General features: G+C 40.9%; 19 protein-coding genes. 8 read left to right on the top strand and 11 right to left on the bottom strand.

Annotated features, from left to right (window positions below; genetic code table 11):
- The first annotated feature begins 5 nt into the window (after nucleotides 1-5).
- Both atzF and CAP51_RS10670 read left to right on the top strand, forming a co-directional pair.
- Nucleotides 6-1,799: an allophanate hydrolase gene (gene atzF, locus CAP51_RS10675; RefSeq protein WP_087620737.1), complete on the top strand. Its 1,794-nt coding sequence runs from the start codon at nucleotides 6-8 to the stop codon at nucleotides 1,797-1,799.
- Nucleotides 1,800-1,825: 26 nt separating this feature from the next.
- A complete protein-coding gene (locus tag CAP51_RS10670; RefSeq protein WP_087620835.1) occupies nucleotides 1,826-2,854 on the top strand; it encodes an ABC transporter substrate-binding protein in 1,029 nt (342 codons plus the stop codon).
- Between the two features lie 85 nt (nucleotides 2,855-2,939).
- On the opposite strand, the gene CAP51_RS10665 is transcribed toward CAP51_RS10670, so the two are convergent.
- The 6 genes from CAP51_RS10665 to CAP51_RS10640 all read right to left on the bottom strand — a co-directional run bounded on the left by CAP51_RS10665 (nucleotide 2,940) and on the right by CAP51_RS10640 (nucleotide 8,565).
- Nucleotides 2,940-3,269: a DMT family transporter gene (locus tag CAP51_RS10665; RefSeq protein WP_087620736.1), complete on the bottom strand. Its 330-nt coding sequence runs from the start codon at nucleotides 3,267-3,269 to the stop codon at nucleotides 2,940-2,942.
- 17 nt (nucleotides 3,270-3,286) lie between these two features.
- Nucleotides 3,287-4,174, bottom strand: coding sequence for a hypothetical protein (locus tag CAP51_RS10660; protein WP_087620735.1), 888 nt, complete (start codon nucleotides 4,172-4,174; stop codon nucleotides 3,287-3,289).
- Nucleotides 4,175-4,190: 16 nt separating this feature from the next.
- Nucleotides 4,191-5,189 carry an isopenicillin N synthase family dioxygenase gene (locus CAP51_RS10655; protein ID WP_087620734.1) on the bottom strand — a complete coding sequence of 333 codons (999 nt, stop codon included), beginning with the start codon at nucleotides 5,187-5,189 and terminating at the stop codon, nucleotides 4,191-4,193.
- A gap of 71 nt (nucleotides 5,190-5,260) precedes the next feature.
- Entirely contained in the window at nucleotides 5,261-6,142 is an 882-nt protein-coding gene (locus CAP51_RS10650; RefSeq protein ID WP_087620733.1) for an ABC transporter ATP-binding protein, read from the bottom strand.
- A 1-nt stretch (nucleotide 6,143) separates the two neighbouring features.
- Nucleotides 6,144-7,082 (bottom strand): ABC transporter permease, encoded by a 939-nt coding sequence (locus CAP51_RS10645; protein WP_087620732.1) that lies wholly within the window; start codon nucleotides 7,080-7,082, stop codon nucleotides 6,144-6,146.
- Nucleotides 7,083-7,653: 571 nt separating this feature from the next.
- Nucleotides 7,654-8,565 carry a pseudouridine synthase gene (locus CAP51_RS10640; RefSeq protein ID WP_087620731.1) on the bottom strand — a complete coding sequence of 304 codons (912 nt, stop codon included), beginning with the start codon at nucleotides 8,563-8,565 and terminating at the stop codon, nucleotides 7,654-7,656.
- 234 nt (nucleotides 8,566-8,799) lie between these two features.
- On the opposite strand from CAP51_RS10640, the gene tsaE reads away from it, so the two are divergent.
- From tsaE to hfq, 4 genes are all read left to right on the top strand, one after another.
- Nucleotides 8,800-9,267: a tRNA (adenosine(37)-N6)-threonylcarbamoyltransferase complex ATPase subunit type 1 TsaE gene (gene tsaE / locus CAP51_RS10635; RefSeq protein WP_087620730.1), complete on the top strand. Its 468-nt coding sequence runs from the start codon at nucleotides 8,800-8,802 to the stop codon at nucleotides 9,265-9,267.
- A gap of 31 nt (nucleotides 9,268-9,298) precedes the next feature.
- On the top strand, nucleotides 9,299-11,236 hold the full coding sequence (gene mutL, locus CAP51_RS10630; RefSeq protein ID WP_087620834.1) for a DNA mismatch repair endonuclease MutL: 1,938 nt from the start codon (nucleotides 9,299-9,301) through the stop codon (nucleotides 11,234-11,236).
- Between the two features lie 5 nt (nucleotides 11,237-11,241).
- A complete protein-coding gene (gene miaA, locus CAP51_RS10625) occupies nucleotides 11,242-12,186 on the top strand; it encodes a tRNA (adenosine(37)-N6)-dimethylallyltransferase MiaA (RefSeq protein ID WP_087620729.1) in 945 nt (314 codons plus the stop codon).
- Nucleotides 12,187-12,279: 93 nt separating this feature from the next.
- A complete protein-coding gene (gene hfq, locus CAP51_RS10620; protein WP_213062687.1) occupies nucleotides 12,280-12,771 on the top strand; it encodes an RNA chaperone Hfq in 492 nt (163 codons plus the stop codon).
- 112 nt (nucleotides 12,772-12,883) lie between these two features.
- On the opposite strand, the gene rnt is transcribed toward hfq, so the two are convergent.
- Nucleotides 12,884-13,525, bottom strand: a complete 642-nt coding sequence (gene rnt, locus CAP51_RS10615; protein ID WP_425426795.1) for a ribonuclease T — start codon at nucleotides 13,523-13,525, stop codon at nucleotides 12,884-12,886.
- Nucleotides 13,522-14,556 carry a dihydroorotase gene (gene pyrC, locus CAP51_RS10610; RefSeq protein WP_087620726.1) on the bottom strand — a complete coding sequence of 345 codons (1,035 nt, stop codon included), beginning with the start codon at nucleotides 14,554-14,556 and terminating at the stop codon, nucleotides 13,522-13,524. The genes rnt and pyrC overlap by 4 nt, the downstream gene beginning before the upstream one ends.
- A gap of 282 nt (nucleotides 14,557-14,838) precedes the next feature.
- On the opposite strand from pyrC, the gene CAP51_RS10605 reads away from it, so the two are divergent.
- Nucleotides 14,839-16,344: a cation:proton antiporter gene (locus CAP51_RS10605; protein WP_087620725.1), complete on the top strand. Its 1,506-nt coding sequence runs from the start codon at nucleotides 14,839-14,841 to the stop codon at nucleotides 16,342-16,344.
- 152 nt (nucleotides 16,345-16,496) lie between these two features.
- Nucleotides 16,497-17,333 (top strand): aldo/keto reductase, encoded by an 837-nt coding sequence (locus CAP51_RS10600; protein WP_087620724.1) that lies wholly within the window; start codon nucleotides 16,497-16,499, stop codon nucleotides 17,331-17,333.
- Between the two features lie 92 nt (nucleotides 17,334-17,425).
- On the opposite strand, the gene CAP51_RS10595 is transcribed toward CAP51_RS10600, so the two are convergent.
- The 3 genes from CAP51_RS10595 to CAP51_RS10585 form a co-directional block, all read right to left on the bottom strand.
- Nucleotides 17,426-18,625 (bottom strand): sugar transporter, encoded by a 1,200-nt coding sequence (locus CAP51_RS10595; RefSeq protein WP_087620723.1) that lies wholly within the window; start codon nucleotides 18,623-18,625, stop codon nucleotides 17,426-17,428.
- 322 nt (nucleotides 18,626-18,947) lie between these two features.
- Nucleotides 18,948-19,484 (bottom strand): DUF2058 domain-containing protein, encoded by a 537-nt coding sequence (locus CAP51_RS10590; protein ID WP_087620722.1) that lies wholly within the window; start codon nucleotides 19,482-19,484, stop codon nucleotides 18,948-18,950.
- 29 nt (nucleotides 19,485-19,513) lie between these two features.
- Nucleotides 19,514-20,176: a YoaK family protein gene (locus CAP51_RS10585; protein WP_087620721.1), complete on the bottom strand. Its 663-nt coding sequence runs from the start codon at nucleotides 20,174-20,176 to the stop codon at nucleotides 19,514-19,516.
- Between the last annotated feature and the right edge of the window lie 22 nt (nucleotides 20,177-20,198).

Genomic DNA, 20,198 nt, shown 5'->3' with positions numbered 1-20,198 from the left:
AAACTGTGCAAGAATTTTGGACACTACAGGATTGGCGAACTGCCTATCAAGAAAAATATTTTGAACTTGATGATTTATATCGTTATGTCGCAAGTATAGATAACCACAATCATGCCTGGATTTCTCTGGCCAGTAGAGAGCAGCTGCAACAGCAGATTGATGCATTAAGTCATGAGCATGCCAAAGCACTGCCTTTATACGGCATACCTTTTGCGGTTAAGGACAACATTGATGTTGCAGGATTTTATACCACTGCGGCCTGTCCTGATGCAGCTTATATGGCCGAACAGGATGCAACTGTGGTGGCGAAATTAAAGCAGGCTGGTGCAATCGTGATTGGTAAAACCAATTTGGATCAGTTTGCCACAGGACTGGTGGGTGTGCGTTCTCCCTATGGTGCGGTGCAAAACAGTTTTAATCCCGAATATATCAGCGGTGGTTCCAGTTCCGGATCATCGGTCGCAGTGGCCAAAGGGCAGGTGCCTTTTGCTTTGGGTACCGATACCGCAGGCTCAGGGCGTGTTCCTGCGGGGCATAATAATATTGTGGGTTTAAAGCCAACCAAAGGTTGGTTTTCCAGTAAAGGCTTAATTCCTGCCTGTCGTTTAATTGATGTGATTTCAATTTTTAGCTTGAATGTCGATGATGCTTGGGAAGTTGCACAGATCATGCAAGGTTATGATGCACAAGATGATTATTCACGCCATCACCCGGAAAATGTTCCGGCCTCTTTTTCTAAATATAAAATTGCAATTCCAAAGCAATTACAATGGTATGGCGATGAACAAAGTCAACAGGCATTTACACTCGCCATCGAAAAGCTAAAAACGCTTGGATATCAAGTAGCATCGATTGATTTTTCTATCTTTAATGAATTGGCAGCAGCACTTTATAACAAGGCATGGGTGGCAGAACGAACTGTTGCGGTAGAGCGTTTGGTAAGGCGTGAACAATGTCATCCGGTGATTGCGCAAATCATTGCACAGGCAGACCAATTTGCTGCCACCGATGCCATGCGGGCAGAATATGATCGTGCTCATTTACAGCGTCAGATTCAAACTGTACTTACCGGTTATGATGCGCTTATGGTACCAACTGCGCCCACCATCTATAGCATCGAAGATGTTGAAGCCGATCCTATTAATAAAAATAGTCACATGGGTGCTTATACCAATTTTGTGAATCTGGCGGATTTAAGTGCTTTAGCATTGCCGAATGTCATCCGTGCAGATGGTTTACCTTCAGGTGTCACTTTTATTGCCCCAGCTTGGCACGATCAGGCATTGGCGCGCTTTGGACAACAATGGCAGGAATTGGGCAATTTGGCAGTCGGTTGTTCAGCACAGGCATTGCCTGAGTTTTATCAGCCGAGTGTGGCAATTGAATCTTCGCATTATGTTCGTTTGGCAGTGGTAGGCGCACATTTAAGTGGGATGCCACTGAATTTTCAGTTGACCACACGACAAGGGGTTTTACTACAAAAAACACAGACCTCAGCACATTATCAACTGTATGCCTTAAACAATACCACACCACCCAAACCCGGCCTGCAATATGTCGAACAGGGGGAGTGTATTGCGGTAGAGGTATGGGAAATTCCAAACGCATTGTTTGGTGCAATTGTTGCCGAAGTTCCAGCGCCTTTAGGCATTGGCAATGTGCAATTACAAGATGGCTCATGGGTAAAAGGCTTTATTTGTGAAGCTTATGCGCTTCAGGATGCTGTCAATATCAGCCATTTCGGCGGGTGGCGAAATTATATTGCTGCACGCCAATCTTCTTCTCAAGCAAATCGCTAAATTTCCAATTTCGGGAGAATGACATGATGATTCGTACAGCAACACTTTCTTTATCAGTGGTTTTTGGCATGCTGCTAACAGCTTGTGACAATACTGCAAAAACACCGGAAGCTCAGGCAAAATCCGAACAATCAAGTACTGCAACCACTCAACCGATTACCATTGGTTATAGTGATTGGCCTGGTTTTGTGGCTTGGCAAGTGGCCATTGAAAAAGGCTGGCTTAAAGAGGCAGGCTTGAATGTCGAATTCAAGTGGTTTGATTATTCCTCTTCACTGAATGCTTTTTCTGCCAATCAACTCGATGCGGTATTGGTCACCAATGGTGATAACCTAATTACCTCTACTGGTGGCACCAAGGGAATTATCATCATGGCAACTGATTATTCCGCAGGCAATGATGTGATTATTGCCAAAGACGGTATCAATACTATTGCCGATCTAAAAGGGAAGTCTGTTGCAACCGAAAAAGGTCTGGTCGATCATTTACTGTTATCTACTGCACTGGATGATGCCAAAATTCCTTTATCCGACATCAAACTGGTCAATTCCGTGACCAATGAATTGCCACAAGTTTTTGCCAGCCCGGATATTGCAGCAATTGCAGTATGGCAGCCTGTCGCCAATCAGGCACTTAAAGCGGTGGCAGGTTCCAAAATTATCTATAGCTCTAAAGATAAACCGGGATTAATTTATGACACTTTGTCGGTGAATATGTCGCATTTATCTGCACATGAAGAAGACTGGAAAAAAGTCATTCAGGTATGGGATAAAACTGTCAAATATATCAATGATCCTGCTACTCATGCTGATGCAGTTAAAATCATGGCAAATCGGGTGGGCGTTGATCCTGCGCAATACGAACAATTTGTGGGTGGAACGCATTTACTGGATGTCGCAGCCAATAAAAAGGTGTTTGTAAAAGGCAATGGCTTTGATTCGATTTATGGTTCGACCTATCACGTCAATAAATTTAATGTCGAAAATGGTATTTATACAACCGAAGTGGATGCCGATGGATTGATTTCTGCAAAATTACTGGATTCGATTCAATAAGCCTGATCCATTCTAAATAAAAACCGTTTTATTGCTGAAATAAAACGGTTTATTAGTAAAGTCGATTATTATTCAAATTACAAAATTAAATCTGTGTACTTTTGGAAAATACATTGATGACGATAATCCCGCTAATCATCAGCCCTAAACCAATCAATGCCGCCAGATCCAGTTGTTGTTTATAAAGTACCCAGCCTACAGTTGAAATCAGGATAATTCCTGCACCTGACCAGATTGCATAGGCAATGCCAACCGGAATGGTTTTGAGGGTTAGCGACAAGCAAAACAAAGCAATCACATAACCGACAATGGTAATCAGAGACGGGACCAGCACAGTGAAACCATTTGATGCTTTTAAGGCGGATGTGGCAATCACTTCTGAAATAATGGCAATTGCCAGAAAGACATAGGACATATAAAGAATTCCAAATATTATGTCACGATTTTGGCATGTTCAAACAAATGTTGCTGTTCCCGTTTTGACCATGCAATGGCATCAACGCTGGCGGGCGATTGACCGATGAAATGAAAATCGGGCGAGTAAAAATCCAGTTCATAATAAAAGAAATACTCTGTACCGTGCAAAAGTTTTTGTTGTCTAAGTTGACCATTTTGCAGTAATTCAAATTGGTCCAGATTGATAGCGGTGCCAATATGTTCCGATATTGTACTATAACGAATTTCATCACTGCCTAGTGCAATAGAAACCTCATAACTGTTGATGTCATCATCATGGATATGTTGTTGAGCAGCTTTTCTTAGATCAGCAATATGTGTAAATTTTTCTTCAATCTCAGGCAAACGACTTTGTACCATTGCGATATGTTGGCCACTAATGATCAGTCCACCCTCCATTTTGTATTGCTGTTGTGTGGCCATGTGCTCGACTTGTTTTAATCTTAAACCCAAAAAAAGCCCTGTCGTTGCTTGTTGTCGCCAGTCCTCCACATAAGCACCAGATGGAGCAAACTCCAGAATACAATTACCAATCGGATAAAGTTTGGCCGGTTCTGGCCACTGTGTACGAGGCTGATAACTTTGTTCAATATGCCAGGATAATAACTGGTTTTTTTCGTCCCATAACGTATCGCCAATCCAGCCTTGTCGATCATAAATTGACGTGTTATGTGCATCACTTAAACGTAGATCTATGCTAAATGACTTGGACTGAAACCAGTAAACAATGGTGTCTTCATCGGTGAGTCCATTAAAAAAAGTGATACTTTTTCGTCTAAATGCACCCAGCAGGTAATGGGGTAAAGCACACTGCGTTAAATCGCTGATAGGCAATCTGGCTAAAATATCATGGATTAAATGCATAGATTTCTCCTGTGTTTTATTGTTGTTCTGCCAGACCAAAAGAAGATAAGGGAATCGCATTGTTTAAGGTTAATTCTCCTTTTGCGATTCGCTGTTTTAAATAAGAAAAAGTTTGCGCTGTCTGATTAAATAAATGATCGCCACCTTTGAGGGGCTGATATTTTGGCGCCTCATTTGGCATCACAGGGGCAATGACATAGTCATAATCACAGGAGAAAAATAGCGGAAAAGAATAGCGTTCTTCTTGTACCCGTTTCACCCGATGTTTGGTGGCAAGATAACGGCCATTGGAAAGTATTTCCATCATGTCACCAATATTCATCACCATACTGTTTTCAATCAATGGAATGTCAATCCATTCGCCCTGTTTGTTCAACACCTGTAGCCCGGGAGCCGTCGGTAATAGCAAAGTAAAGCATTCATAATCGGTATGCGCACCAATTCCGACGCTATCTTCGGCAGCTGGATTGTAGGGATAATGGATTAAACGTAACTGACTAGGCGGATGTTGTAAATGTGGGGTGAAAAAGTCTTCACTCAAGCCCAATGCCAGTGCAAAGCCCTGAAATATTTGATGTCCAACAGTTTTGACATGTTGGTAATAGGCAAGCACCTGAGTCTGAAATTCAGGAAAATCTGGCCACAAAGTAGGACCTAACAAAGGGCGACGTGGTGTGCTAAGCGGATAATCATAATTGACATCATAGGCTTCTTTTAAATCATAGGTATTGGATGCAAATTGCTCTTCACCAATGGGCACATAGCCACTGTGATTTTCTGATAAGCCAATATAATGCTGCATTTTTAGCTTTTCTTCTTGGGCAAAATAGGCTTTTGCAATGTGCTGAATTTGTGTAAATAACTGAGGATTAAATTGATCACCCTTAATATATAAAAAACCAACCTCTTTACAGGCTTGATCTAGGGCTTTTGCAACGTCAAGTCGATCAGCCAAATTTGGACTAGAAAGTTTGGAGATATCCACCATGGGTAGAACATAGTTATCTTCATGCATTTGAATTCACCATCAGGCTGGTCGTCCAGCAATAGATTAAGGCAGTTGGGTCGTCCCAAGGCCTTGCAAAATTACTTTTGTGTACTCACTTGTGTCATTCGTGGAATGCTTGGCAGATTCTGCATGGCAGGATCGATTTCTATATCATCCTGGGCATGTACCAGATGATTGACATGGGCTTTTAGCTGCTTGAATTCGTCACTTTGCATGATATCAGGCGTTCTTGGACGAGGTAAATTGACCTCGATAATTTCCCTGATTTCACCGGGATTGGCTTTAAGTGCCACAATGCGATCTGCCAATAAGATGGCTTCGTCCATATCATGGGTGACAAACAAAATCGTGATATCAATATTTTGCCACAGGTCTAATAAATGCTTCTGCATCTTTTGCCTGGTATAAGGATCAAGCGCACCAAACGGTTCATCCATTAATAATAATTTGGGTTCGTTGACCAGCGCACGGGCAATGGCAACCCGTTGTTTCATTCCTCCGGACAATTCATGCGGAAACTGATTTTCATATTTTTCCAGACCAATAATACCGATCCATTCCCGTGCCATTTCTTCTGCCCGAGTACGGCTGATGCCTTTCATTAAAGGACCAAACATGACATTTTCTTTTACCGTTTTCCATGGAAACAGGGTATAGCCCTGAAAGACCATACCACGTTCAGGACTGGTGCCTTGAATTGGCTTGCCATCGACCAGCACTTTACCACTGTCAAAATCATCCAGACCAGCAACTACACGACTTAAAGTCGATTTCCCACAGCCTGATGGGCCAATGATACAAATAAATTCACGCTGATGAATTTTTAAGTCAATTTGCTTTAAAATTGTGCGTTTTATGTGATCATGTTGAAAGACTTGGGATAAGCCTTGAGTTTCCAGAATGACGGGGCGAGCATAAATTTGATTAAAATAGTTTTCGGCATTGAAGTCTTGTTTCATCTTACTTTGCTCCTTTTTTCCATTTAAATAGGCGTTCACCGAGTTTCATCAGGATAAAATCCGTAATTAAACCAATTACGCCAATGATCAGGATTGCAGCATAGACATTGGCAAAGTTTTGATAGCGTGCCTGCTGGGTGATAAACCAAGTAATGCCCGATGTTGCACCAATCAGTTCGGAGACAATCAAATACGTCCATGCCCAGCCTAGTAATACCCGTTGATTCTGATAAATATCAGGCAATGCCGCAGGAATCACCACATGAAACAGGCTTTTTAGTTTGTTGGTGCCAAGGGTGAATCCAGCTTCAATCAGACCGCGATCCACCATACGGGTGGTATTGGCAATAATCAGAATTTGCTGGAATAGTGTACCGATGACAATGATGGCAATTTTTGGTGCATCATTGATGCCTAAGATTGCCACAGCCAGCGCACCGAATGCGGGTGCCGGTAAATAACGGAAAAACTCGACAAAAGGTTCGGTCAGTCTGGAAATAACACTAGAGAAACCACATAGAATGCCCAAAGGCACACCGATAATTGATGAAATAATAAAGGCAGTAAAAACAATTTTAATGCTATGCCACAAACTTTGATGCAACCATGGTGCATCTGCTTGAACAGGCGGTGTGGTAAACGAGGTGACTAAAGCTCTAGCAACTTCATGCGGTGCAGGCAAATAAATCGGATTGACCAATTTGCCTTGAGGTGGGGTTTCTCCCCGATTTACTGCATTTTGTGCTTCTTGATAGAACACATCTTTGGCTACCCGGCTATTGACCTGAAAATAAGTCACATCACCCGAGTTGGTTACTTGTACCTGCGGATGCCAGATAAAAGGTAAATAGCTGACAGCACACCAGATCAGGATTGGGATCAGAAAAGATGCCAGACTGAGCAGCAGTGTGTGGTTTCTGGATAGAAGTGTATTTGACATAGGCTCTACCGCTTAGTATTACTTTTTTAAAAAATAGTAATACTAAATAAGCAATATTAATGCCATTCATCTCATTTGGGTTAAAAAGCCGCATAAATGCTCATTTAAGATAAATTGTCTCTAGCAATGAGGAAGTTTAGAGCGTTTACGTAGTGTTAATTGTGTAGCCTTCTTATCAGTATTTGGTTTGCTTTACATTGATATTTGAGCTTATGCAATGAATGTTGCTTGCAAAATAGGCAAAAATTGTATAAATATGGGGATTCGTTATTTTTAAGTTGATTAATTTAATCGACTTTATTCTCGCAGTTATTATGGTGTAGTGATTACGGCATAGTTATTGCTTGGATAATTTTCGTAAAGTTGTGGTCAGGGAAGAATTGCATAGAAGGATTTAACCATGCAAAAAAACAAATCATTGTCTGTTAGAGAGGTAGGTATTATGAATACGAATAAAGCTTATCTAGGTGTATATATGGCATTGGCACTTGCGGCGAATGTGGCATACCATGCGCTAGTAAGTAACTTGTTTACTTGATCACTCCATCCATTCTTTAAATACTTGTTGCTGTCAATGCTCGGGCAGCAACAAGTCATAACCAGAACAAAAATAAAAATGCTGCTGTGTGAGTGGATCAATAAAATCAATTTTTTTTGCCAATAATTGTAAGGGATTGGAAAAATCTTCCATTTCTAAATGCTGAACCTCAGGATAAAGACGATCGTTTTTTAATGGCATACCGAGTGCATTCATATGTACCCGAAGCTGGTGTTGCTTTCCGGTAATCGGTTTTAATTGATATTTTGCCCAGTTTTGATTGTGTTCAAGCAGTGCAATATCGGTCACACTATTGCTTTCTCCCTCAACGATTTTCATACGATAAAAAGGTTCGCCCTTTTGCATGCAAGCAGAAAATCTAAATGGAAAATTTAGGCGGCACAAAAACGGGGCAATGGCATGATAAGTCTTGTATATCTCTTTTTTTACAAAAAGTTGTTGATAAAGATGCCGGCTTTCTACTTGTTTTGAAAATAGAATCAGTCCGGCAGTTTCCCGATCTAGTCGATGAATTGGACTCAGTAGAGGATTTGCAGTTGCTTTTTTTAATCGGGTAAGCAAGGTTTGTTGTACATATTGTCCGGTGGGGCTAACCGTTAAAAAATGCGGTTTATCCACTACGATCAAATGTTCATTTTCAAAAATAATCTGATGAGCAAAAGGAACTTCGGTTTCATGTGCCAAATGACGATAATAATGAATATGCTGATCACCGACATACGGACTCAAAATATCAATGCTTTCACCATGCTGATTGATCACCAAACCGTCATCAAAGCGTTGTTTCCATTCCTGTTCCTGCACATGGGAAAATTGGCCTGATAAAAATTCAAAAATCGTTTGATGCGGTGAATCTTTGGGTAAAAAAACCGTGCTGGCACTGACACCTTCTCTCATTGGGGGAATAATGGTTGATTGCAGCATAGATAAAATAGTTGAGTAAGATTTGGTTTCATATTTTAAAGGTTTTTCGCTCAGATTGGGTATTGCGATAGGGCAAGACACGATATTTTTATTTTTGCTGTTATTGCACAACCAATTTTATGAATTCGTTTGAGCGCTCGAGCTTTAATAATTGCTGCAAAATACAACATCATGATTCGCTCAAAATAATGCTTAATGATATGATGAATGTGGTTCTTATAAAGTGATAGTGTGATGAGTGACAATCTAAATCTTAGATTAACAAGCGAGCAGGACACTGCAAAACTGGCTTTGGCTTTAGTACAAGGTTTTGGTGCAGGTCTGGTATTTTTGATTGGTGATTTAGGGGCAGGTAAAACCACATTAACCCGCTATTGGTTACAGGCGCTGGGACATCAGGGGGCAGTAAAAAGTCCAACGTATACATTGGTAGAGCCTTATAATATTGATAATCGGCCAATTTATCATTTTGATTTGTACCGCTTGCAGGATCCATATGAACTGGAATTGATGGGAATTCGTGATTATCTTGAGCAAGATAATAGTCTATTGATTGTTGAGTGGCCGTCAAAAGGTGAGGGGATTTTACCTCCGGCAGATTTAACATTAAAAATAATCTGTGAAGATGATATCCGACAAGTAGAACTAAGTGGAGAACGCACAGTGTTACAAGGTATTGAGGACAGTTTTTATGCAAACTGAATCTCTTCCATTAGAACCAACACAAATTTCCATGGCAGATCGTGTCAGTCGACGGATCCAGACTTTGGCACCGGCACTGGCAAACCAGATTGCCGCAGGTGAAGTGATTGAACGACCTGCTTCGGTGGTCAAGGAATTACTGGAAAACGCGATAGATGCTGGTGCTACAGAGCTTGTGGTCCGGGTTGAGCAAGGTGGAACCACATTAATTGAAATCATTGATAATGGTTTTGGTATTCACCCGGAAGATCTCCCGCTGGCAGTCATGCGTCATGCAACCAGCAAGGTGCGCAGTTCAGAAGAGCTGGCAGCCATTCAGAGTCTGGGATTTCGGGGTGAGGCACTGGCTTCAATTGCTGCGGTATCGCGCTTAACGCTGGCAAGTAGCCAAACAGATGATGGCATTGGTTATCAGATCGAATTGCATGGTGCAGCCTTACAAAATGAACAAGCACTTGCCAATGCCATGAATCGTGGTACACACGTTCGGGTACAGGATTTATTTTTTAATGTGCCTGCCAGACGTAAATTTTTAAAACGACAAGCAACTGAATATCAGCATATCGAAGAAGTCGTGCGTCGTATGGCCTTAACACATTTTGATATTCATTTTACCCTTGAACATAATGACCAGATTCGTCTGAACCTGCCACGGGCTGATAGTGGCGAATTACGTTATCAACGGGTATTACAACTTTTGGGACGTCAGTTTGCAGAAAATGCCTACTGGATTGACGCAGAAGCAAACGGAATCCATATGGCGGGCTGGCTTGGTCATCCCTCGGATGCCCGTGCGCAGGCAGATATGCAATATATTTATGTCAATGGGCGTATTGTCAAAGATAAAACCATTAGCCATGCCTTGCGTATGGCGTATGATGGTATTTTGCATGGTCATCAACATTCGGCATATTTATTATTTCTGGAAGTTGATCCGCATGAAATTGATGTCAATGTGCATCCGACCAAGCATGAGATTCGTTTTTTAAGTCAACGTGAAGTGCATGAGTTTGTACGTCATTTTGCCAAGGAAACATTATCGCAATTTCAGACTGCAAGTGCAGACCTTGCAGTAGCAATGAAACCTTTACCGGAACATGTCGAACCACAGCCCCGTTATCAGGATGCTTTGGCATTACATCAAGTGTCATCACAACCGTCTTCGGATCATTCAGCACACGCTTCTCAAGGGCATTCAGTCAGTTATCAAAATAATCATAAACTGGGTGCAGATTATGTGGCCAATGTTGTACAAAAATATCTTGCACCTTTAAGAACACCACAAGATTCAAGTCTTGAGAATAGCGATAGTGCACAAGTTGATGTTTTAGCAAACACGTCCGAACATGATAGGCCAGTACAAGCAAGCAATCCGGTAGATGAATATCCATTAGGGATTGCGATTGCCCAGTTGCATGGGATTTACATTCTGGCACAAAACACCGAAGGTTTAATTATCGTTGATATGCATGCCGCACATGAACGGATTGTACTGGAACAGATGAAACAGGCTTGGGATAAACCCGAGTTCTGGCAATCACAGCAATTACTTTTGCCCAAAGTGGTAAAAATCAGTATTTCACAAGCAGATCGTTTGCAGCAGCTACAGGACAAATTGCACCGTCTGGGACTGGAGGTTGATTTATACGGTGATGATCAGGTTTTGATTCGTGGTGTTCCGGCCATATTACAAAAAGCCGATCTGGAGCAATTGATTCCAGAGTTATTGAACGATCTTGATCCTAATGATGATGTACAGGGTCTAACCCGTAAACGAGATCAGCTTTTGGCGGGTATGGCATGTCATGGTGCAGTGAGAGCCCATCGGCAATTGAGTTTGTCGGAAATGAATGCCTTGCTGCGGCAGATGGAGCAAACCGAATTTGCGAGTCAATGTAATCATGGTCGACCAACCTGGCGCGCATTTCCTTTGGCACAGCTTGATAAACTTTTTGCGCGTGGAGAATAATTGTTGTGGCAAGTGATTTACCAGTGATTAATATTATGGGGCCGACCGCAAGTGGTAAAACTGCATTGGCGTGTGAGCTATATGATCTTGGCAATTTTGAGATTATTTCGGTAGATTCTGCGTTGGTCTATAAAGATATGGACATTGGTACAGCAAAACCGAGCAAGCAGGAACAGCAGAAATATCCGCATCATTTGATTGATATTATTGATCCGACGCAGGTGTATTCTGCGGCAGAATTCGTTGAAGATACCGAACGACTGATTGATCAGATTCATGCCAAAGGCAAGATTCCTCTTTTGGTCGGCGGGACCATGCTGTATTTTAAAAGTTTGCTGGAAGGTTTGGCAGATAATTTACCCAGTGCAGATGCCAGCATACGTGCCAGTATTGAAGACATGGCAACACAACAGGGCTGGCAATTTGTCTATGAGGAATTGAAACGCGTCGACCCGCTAGCAGGTGAAAAATTTAAAGTTAGTGATCGACAACGGATTATTCGTGCACTAGAAGTCTTTATGATCACAGGGACACCGATTACTCAGTTACAGGCACAACAAACTGTACGTCGCAATGAAAAATATAAATTTGAAAATTATGCTTTATTACCAGATCGGCAGGAATTGCATCAAAGAATTGAACTACGTCTCGAAAAAATGTGGGAAATCGGTTTTTTAAATGAAGTTGAGAGTTTGATTAAAAAATATGATTTAAGTCCTGAGATGCCCTCAATGCGTAGTGTTGGTTATCGTCAGGCTTTGGATTTTTTGCTAAAAGGTGATGTACGTCACATAAATGAGCAGGAAATGCGTTTAAAATCGTTATATGCGACACGACAATTAGCCAAACGTCAATACACTTGGTTACGTTCTTTGCAAGAAAAGCATCAATTTGATACTTTTTATACGCCTGAACAGGGTGTTAAGGGCTTGCGAAACAGATTGATATAACGCAAAATTTATGGGTTCATCTTTTATTATAAAGTTTAATTGAAATACTAAGGTGAATTTTTTTGCGCTGATATTATTTTTTTGGAGTTAACAATGTCTAAAGGTCAAACTTTACAAGATCCGTTTTTGAATTCACTAAGAAAAGAACGTATTCCAGTCTCTATCTTCCTAGTTAACGGGATCAAATTACAAGGTCATATCGAATCTTTTGATCAGTATGTTGTATTATTAAAAAACACTGTAAGTCAAATGGTTTATAAACATGCGATTTCTACAGTTGTTCCAGCACGTAACCCTCGTCCTGCTGGTGCGCCTGTAAGCCAAGGCGGATTCGGCGGACAACCGGGTGGTTTCGGTGGTGGTCAACCAGGTGGTTTCGGTGGCGGACAACCGGGTGGTTTCGGTGGTCAACCAGGTGGCTTTGGTGGTCAAGGTGGTTTCGGTGGTCAACCGGGCGGTTTTGGCGGTCAAGGTGGCTTTGGCGGTCAGGGTGGTTTTGGTAACCAAGGTGGTTTTGGTGGTCAAGGCGCTGGTTTTGATGATCAAAAATTTGAAGATGGTAATGATGACGAAAACAATCGTTAATTATTAAATCTTATTGCACCAAATTAGGCAATCTAGTTTGGTGTTTAAAAAATAAACCCCGATGTGTTTTATCTGCATCGGGGTTTATTTTTGCATTGTTTTTAGTGGTGATTTAGGGTTCGCTTGGAAAATACTGCGTACAGTGATTCAGAATGTGGCAAAACAGTTCGGCAGTTTTTTGCGTATCATATAGTGCAGAATGTGCTTCTTTACCGTCAAAATCGATACCTGCCTGAATACATGCTTTTGCCAATACGGTCTGTCCAAAAGTGACTGCACTTAAGGTCACTGTATCAAATACCGAAAAGCTATGAAATGGATTCTGATTTTTGGTACCGGTTCTTGCAATGGCAGCCTGTAGAAAACCCAGATCGAAATGCGCATTGTGGCCAACTAGAACGCAATGCGTGCATTGCTGTGCTTTACGAACTTCATTTAATGATTTAAAAATACGTTTTAATGCATCTTTTTCATTTTCTGCCATCGCCATACGCAGGGGATTAAAAGGGTCAATTCCGGTAAAGTCGAGCGAACGACGATCAAGATTTGCGCCTTCAAATGGATTGATATGAGCATGAAAAGCAGGACCCGGAACGAATTTTTGGTTTTCGTCATAGACAATCGGGATACAGGCAATTTCCAGCAGTGCATCAGTTTTGGCATTAAATCCTGCGGTTTCGACATCTACAACGACAGGTAAAAAACCACGAAAACGCTGACCAATCAGAGGTGCCTGCGTGAGTTGTTCAGTCATTGCAGACTCCAGTTGATGGTTTGACCAGCAAATAATGGAATGATGTCATCATTTGGGAAATATGTTAATCGTTCTGCAATGGTTTGCTCTTTGCGTACTAAAGTAATGGTTTTGCTATTACGTTCTAAACCATAAAAATCCGCACCAAAGTGGCTGGCAAATCCTTCAAGTTTATCCAGTTTACCCATTTGGTCAAACGCCTGTGCATATAGCTCAATGGCATAAGGTGCGCTATAGCAGCCAGCACAACCACAGGCATTTTCTTTCTTGCTTTGTGCATGCGGCGCAGAATCGGTTCCCAAGAAGAATTTAGGATTTCCACTGGTGGCAACTTCAAGCAATGTGGTTTGGTGAGATTGTCGTTTTAAAATAGGTAGGCAGTAAAAATGGGGTTTGATGCCACCGACCAGCATGTCATTACGGTTAAATAATAAATGTTGCGGTGTAATGGTTGCAGCCACCTGACGTCCCTGTTCCAGTACAAAATGCGCAGCATCGGCAGTCGTAATATGCTCAAGCACGAGTTTAAGCTGGGGAAATTGACGTAATAGTGGTGTCAATACTTCATCAAGAAAACGTTTTTCCCGATCAAAAATATCAACATGGGAATGCGTAACTTCCCCATGCAAGAGCAGCGGAACCTGATGTTCTTCAAGTTGTTCAATCACATGGTAGACTTTGCGAATATCACTTACACCATTATCCGAATTGGTGGTTGCACCAGCAGGATAAAGTTTAATGGCATTGACCACAGAAGAATCTTTAATTTTTTTGATTTCATCGCTAGGGGTGTGGTCGGTGAAATATAAAACCATACGAGGATCAAAGTCGATACCCTCTGGCACATGTTGCATAATGCGTTCACGATAGGCGACTGCTTCTTCAACAGTTTTTACCGGTGGCACCAGATTCGGCATACAGATCGCACGATGGAACTGTTTTGCCAGGTCGGGAACGGTGCGTTTTAAAGAATCGCCATCTCTAAGATGGGCATGCCAATCATCAGGTTGCAGGAGGGTAAGAATATCCAAGGCTATCGAACTTATCAGAAAATAATACGCATGATAAAACAATTCCCACCAGATTTGTATGACATCCCTTATATTTTATTGAGTTTTATCAAGCCTGTTCATTTGGTGATTACGGGTCCAACTTTAAAAAAATTGTATATTTATTCAATTTATCAAAGGATTTTTAGGTATTTTGTTTTAGAATAAAGCATGGTCAAGTGAGTCCTCCTCCACCTTCAATACTACAAATCCAGTGTATTTAGGGTGTTATATAAATGTTTATCAAATTTTTAAGAGCTGATAATGGGTAGCTATCTTTTTTTACAGGCACTTACTGTTATTTTTCTTTTGTCGATTTCTACGACTTTATTTAATAAGAAGGTTTTAGGCTTTCCCGCGGCCATTGGTGTACCAATAGTTTCAGCATTATTTGTATTTATATTGCAGTGGGCGGCAAGCTTATTTAATAGCAGCGATATTATTGCCATCAATATTGAAAAGATTGAAGCGACGGTCCGCAGCTTTAATTTCTACGATTTTTTGATCAATGGGGTGATCTGCTTTATTTTGATGGCATCTGCCTTAAAATTTAAGGTATCTGATTTAAGAAAATACTGGAAACCGATTGGTATTCTGGCTTCAATTGCACTGGTGCTATGTGCAGTATTTTTTGCCGGTATATTGTATGGTTTTCAATGGCTCGTAGGTCATCAGGTCAATATCTTGATTCTGTTGCTGCTAGGTGCAGCACTTGGAGCAACCGATCCGATTGGTATTAAAGGTGTACTTAGCTCTATTCGTGCGCCACATCATTTGATTGTTAAACTTGAAGGCGAATCGCTGTTTAATGATGCCATGTGTATTGCCTTGTTTATGACCATTTTAAATATTGTACAAGGTGATCATATTACAATCAGCCATGTTCTTGTGCATTTGCTGATGGAAATTTCCATTGCTGTGGTGATCGGATTTGCAACGGGTTATGCTGCTTTATGGATTTTAAAGCAAAAACATGAACTTGAATCCTTGATTATGACCACAGCAGTCTTGGCCTCTGGTGCTTATTTGATTGCATTATTTGCCAATGCTTCAGCACCAATTGCCTGTGTGATCGGTGGATTGGTGGTTGGAAATAAATGGCAGGAAGTGCTGGCAGAAAAAGAAATTAAAGAGGTCAATCACTTTTGGCATACTATGGAAGGAATTATTAATGCCTTCTTGTTTACCTTGATCGGTCTGGAATTATTCATTATTGATTTAAGCAAGGAATTGATATTTGGTGGGATTATCGCCTTTATTATTCTGCATGTGTCGCGCTTTGCTGCAAACTTTCTGGCCTTTTCATTTTTCCCTTCTGTCAACAAAAAAAGTTACAACGGTAGTTTGACTATTTTGTCTTGGGGTGGGGTCCGTGGCGGCATTTCACTGGCATTGGTGCTTGCAGTTGCCAATATTCCGGCACTTGCTGCCTATAGTGATATTTTAATTGGTTATACCTTTATTTGTGTATTGTTGTCCGGTTTGGTTTGTGGTCTAGGCTTACCACAGGTTATGAATGCCTTTTATTATAATCCGAATGAACCACGACAAGGTTTTGCTGGCTGGTATCAACGTATGTGCCATCGCATGAATGTAAAAGGTTTTCAATATGTGGTGGATGAGGATGAACGTGGTAATGAAATCATCAGCATTTATGATCCAACTGCTTTGATTAAGAAGAAAAAGAGCAGTGATGAGGTGCGTGATGACAAAACCGTACAAGAAGTCGAACAAGAGGTTAAACGTCTCGAACATCCGGATAATTTCTAAGTTTTATCAATATGTAATGCCATAATCAGCAGATTGTGGCATTACGTTTTATAACAAAACATATAATTTTTACAATCTACTCGTCGAATACATTGGTTATCCTAAACAAGTCACATAAACAAGCGTATATAGAGAAAATAGGAATAAACAATATGAACATTCCAAAATTAACCTTAAATGATGGTCGGTCAATTCCTGCTTTGGGCTTTGGTACCTATAGCTTAAATGGTAGCGAAGGTGTAGAAACCATAGTACGTGCCATCGGCAATGGTTATCGTTTGCTGGATTCGGCATTTAATTATGAAAATGAAGGGGCTGTGGGGCAAGCTGTACGACAATCCAAGCTGGCAAGAGAAGAGTTATTCATCAGCTCAAAACTTCCGGGACGACACCATCGTTATAAAGAAGCCATCGCCACTGTGGAAGAATCATTATATCGGGCACAACTGGATTATTACGATCTGTATTTAATTCACTGGCCAAATCCAAAAGAAGGTTTGTATGTCGAAGCATGGCAGGCACTGATTGATTGCCAGAAAAAAGGTTATATTCAATCCATAGGCGTGAGTAATTTTTTACCCGAACATATTGAGACGCTGAAGAAAGAAACCGGTATTTTACCAGTAATTAATCAGGTCGAATTGCATCCTTATTTTAATCAGCAACAACAACGACAATATGATGCTGAACAGAAAATTATCACCATGGCATGGAGTCCATTAGGTCGTGGTAAAGAGCTGTTTAACGAGCCTGTGCTTGAAGCAATTGCCAAAGAAACTGGAAAAAGTGTGGCACAGGTGATTCTGCGCTGGCAAATTCAACTGGGCGTGATTCCAATTCCCAAAGCCTCCAGTGATAAAAATCAGTTAGCCAATAAAGAAGTCTTTGGTTTTGAACTGAGTGAGCAACAAGTACAGCAGATTAACCAGCTAAGCCGTGCAGATGGAAGAATTAACAATCAGGATCCGGCGGTATATCAGGAATTTTAAAGAAAAATAGCTTTCTTGTTATTTGAATTAAGGCTGTTGATGGTTTAGATCAGATTGAGATCATTAAATCATCAACAGCTTTTTTTAGAATATTATTTGCCAAGTGGCTGTGTAATAAAATCTTTTCGCATCACGGTATATAACATTAACAGCACACCGACAAAGGCGATACTACCACCCGCCAGTCCAATATGACTTAATCCCAAATGACTGGTGACGATACCGCCAATCAACGCTCCGCCACCAATACCCACATTATACAGTGAAGAATAGATTGCCATGGCAACATCGGTGGCATCGGATGCAAGTCTTAACACCAGTGCCTGCATACTTAAGCCAAAGCACATAATACCAATACCCCAGAACATCGATACCACACTGATCCCCAAATAACTTAAAGCCATAGGTAAAAGAAAGATTAGGCATAATGCAATGCACATGGTCGATAATACTGGAAATGAATGCGGTATTTTTTGGCTAAAGCGGCTAAATAGATATGAACCCAGAATGCCGGCACCACCGTAAAACAGCAGAATAGAGGTGGTTTGCTCGGAGTCCAGATGCGAAATTGCAGCAGCAAACGGCTCGATATAACTATAGGCAGTAAATTGTGCTGTAATGATTAGCACAGTAATAATAAATACGCAGATCAGTGAAGGTCGTTTTAACAATATTGGTAGGCTTGCCAATGAACCTGCATTTTTGCTGGGTACTTGTGGCAATGTTTTCATCAGGATAAAAGCAACCAATGCTGCGAGAACACCAATCAACATAAAAGTATCACGCCAACCAAAAATTTCACCAATAATACGGCCAAAAGGAATACCCAAAACCAACGCCAGCACGGTACCTGTCGATAATAAGCCTAAAGCCTGAGTTTCTTTGCCCGGTGGTGCCACCCGAACAGCAAGAGAGGCAGTAATTGACCAGAAAATTGCATGTGAAAATGCAATGCCGATACGTCCCAGAATCAGCACATAGAAATTCCAGGCGATGCTGGTAATCACATGACTTAAAATGAATAATACGAATACTGCAATTAATAAACGCTTACGTTCCAGTTGGCGGGTAAGTAACATTAGTGGAAGAGATGTAAGCGAAACAACCCAGGCATAGATCGTCAGCATAATCCCTGTATGCTCGACTTTCATTGAAAAACTCTCTGCAATATCACTGAGCAGAGCGACAGGAACAAATTCTGTGGTATTAAAGATAAAGGCGGCTAACGCCAGTGCAATCACACTGATCCAGTGACCAGTGACCGCAGGCTGCGCTTGGGTACTCGGGGACATGGCAAAAAACAACAATTTGGGAAAGAATAAAGTGGGCAGATTTTAGCATATTCATTATTTTATGGGGTTATTAAAATTATATATAAATCAATACAATATAATTGATTTTATAAATGTGTTTTGGCATATAAGTCACATTGCTAAATAGATTTTTTTTAATCAATTTAACCAATAAAGAACGTAGCAGAAAAGATGCTTTCTCACTGAATGATGTATAAAAAAATCACATCAATCCTGATGGATCAATGTGATGGTTAATACGTTTATAATCGGTATAGCATCGCGTTAAACGCTCTATAGCTTGATTGAATGATTTATATTTTTACCACATTAAATCATCTGGGATGACATAGGCTGCATAAGGATCTTCTTCATCTGTCGATTGATCTTCTGCCTGTTTTTGTATGCCGATAATATATCCTTGCATACGGGCATCAATTTTTTCTGCCAATGCTTGGGGAATAAAAGCATAGTTTTGCTCTAATTTGGCAATTGCCAGACTTCCCGAAACCACAGCATTATAAACTTGCTGATTCACATATAGTTTTTTGATTTTATTTTCATCAATAAACTGATAGGTCATGTCTCCATCAGTTGCAGTAATTTGATGTTGCTTAATCATCTGGATGATATTGGCTTTTAAGGTTTTTTCTTCTAAAAGTTGTTGTTTGGCCTGATTGAGTTCATTGTCTTTGGCAAGTTTTTCCTGCTTGGCCTTTTCAATTTCGGCTTTGAGTGCAGCCTGTGTATCCTGTCCGGTTTTTTTGGCATGCTGTGCCTGTTTTGATGATTTCTTTGCCTGTTTGTTATCAATCAAGCCTGCTTTGAGCAATTGCGCCTGTAATGCATTTTTAACCATCAATTTTCTCCCTATACCGAAATTAAGAACTAAGAACGCTTTAAGTATAGATACCAATACGTAATACTCAAGAGCGCAGTGAGTATCGCAGGGATTAAAAATGCATTAATACCAAAAAAATGATAAAAAACGGTCGCAATGATACCGCCAAAGAAAAAACCAAACAAAATAAGGAAATGTAATAACAAACGACGCGGTTCAACTTTTAGCCCTCGGGCGATATAGCCGAGTGCGAGTCCGATATCGGTAATGACACCAGACAAGTGCGTGGTTCGAATAATCGCACCCCGATAATGACTGACCATAGCATTTTGCATTCCCATGGCCGCCGAACCCCAAAGCAATGCGTAACGGGGGAAATAGGGCAAAAAGACCCAGCACAGTAAAATAAATAAACTGACAAAGGTCAGGGGAACGCCATAACTGCGACCAAGTTCCAGATTACTATTACCGAGAATAAAACCGCTATAGAACGATCCCAGCATGAAACATAGTGTGACCAGGAAAAGATAGAGCATCATGCCATAATCAAGATGAGATAGGGCAATGGCAAACATACTGACATTGCCTGTCATATGTGAAATGGATTGATGTAATACCGTGATCAGTCCCATGACATTGATCATGCCAGCATTCATTGCCAATAAAAAAGCGCCAAGCTGTATCCAGTTAGGCAGTTGTTGAAAAAACATGTGCGTCATTCAATTGTAGAAA

Origin of the sequence: Acinetobacter populi (assembly GCF_002174125.1) — a bacterium.
GTDB classification, from domain to species: domain Bacteria; phylum Pseudomonadota; class Gammaproteobacteria; order Pseudomonadales; family Moraxellaceae; genus Acinetobacter; species Acinetobacter populi.
This window is presented reverse-complemented; position numbering and strand designations above follow the sequence as displayed.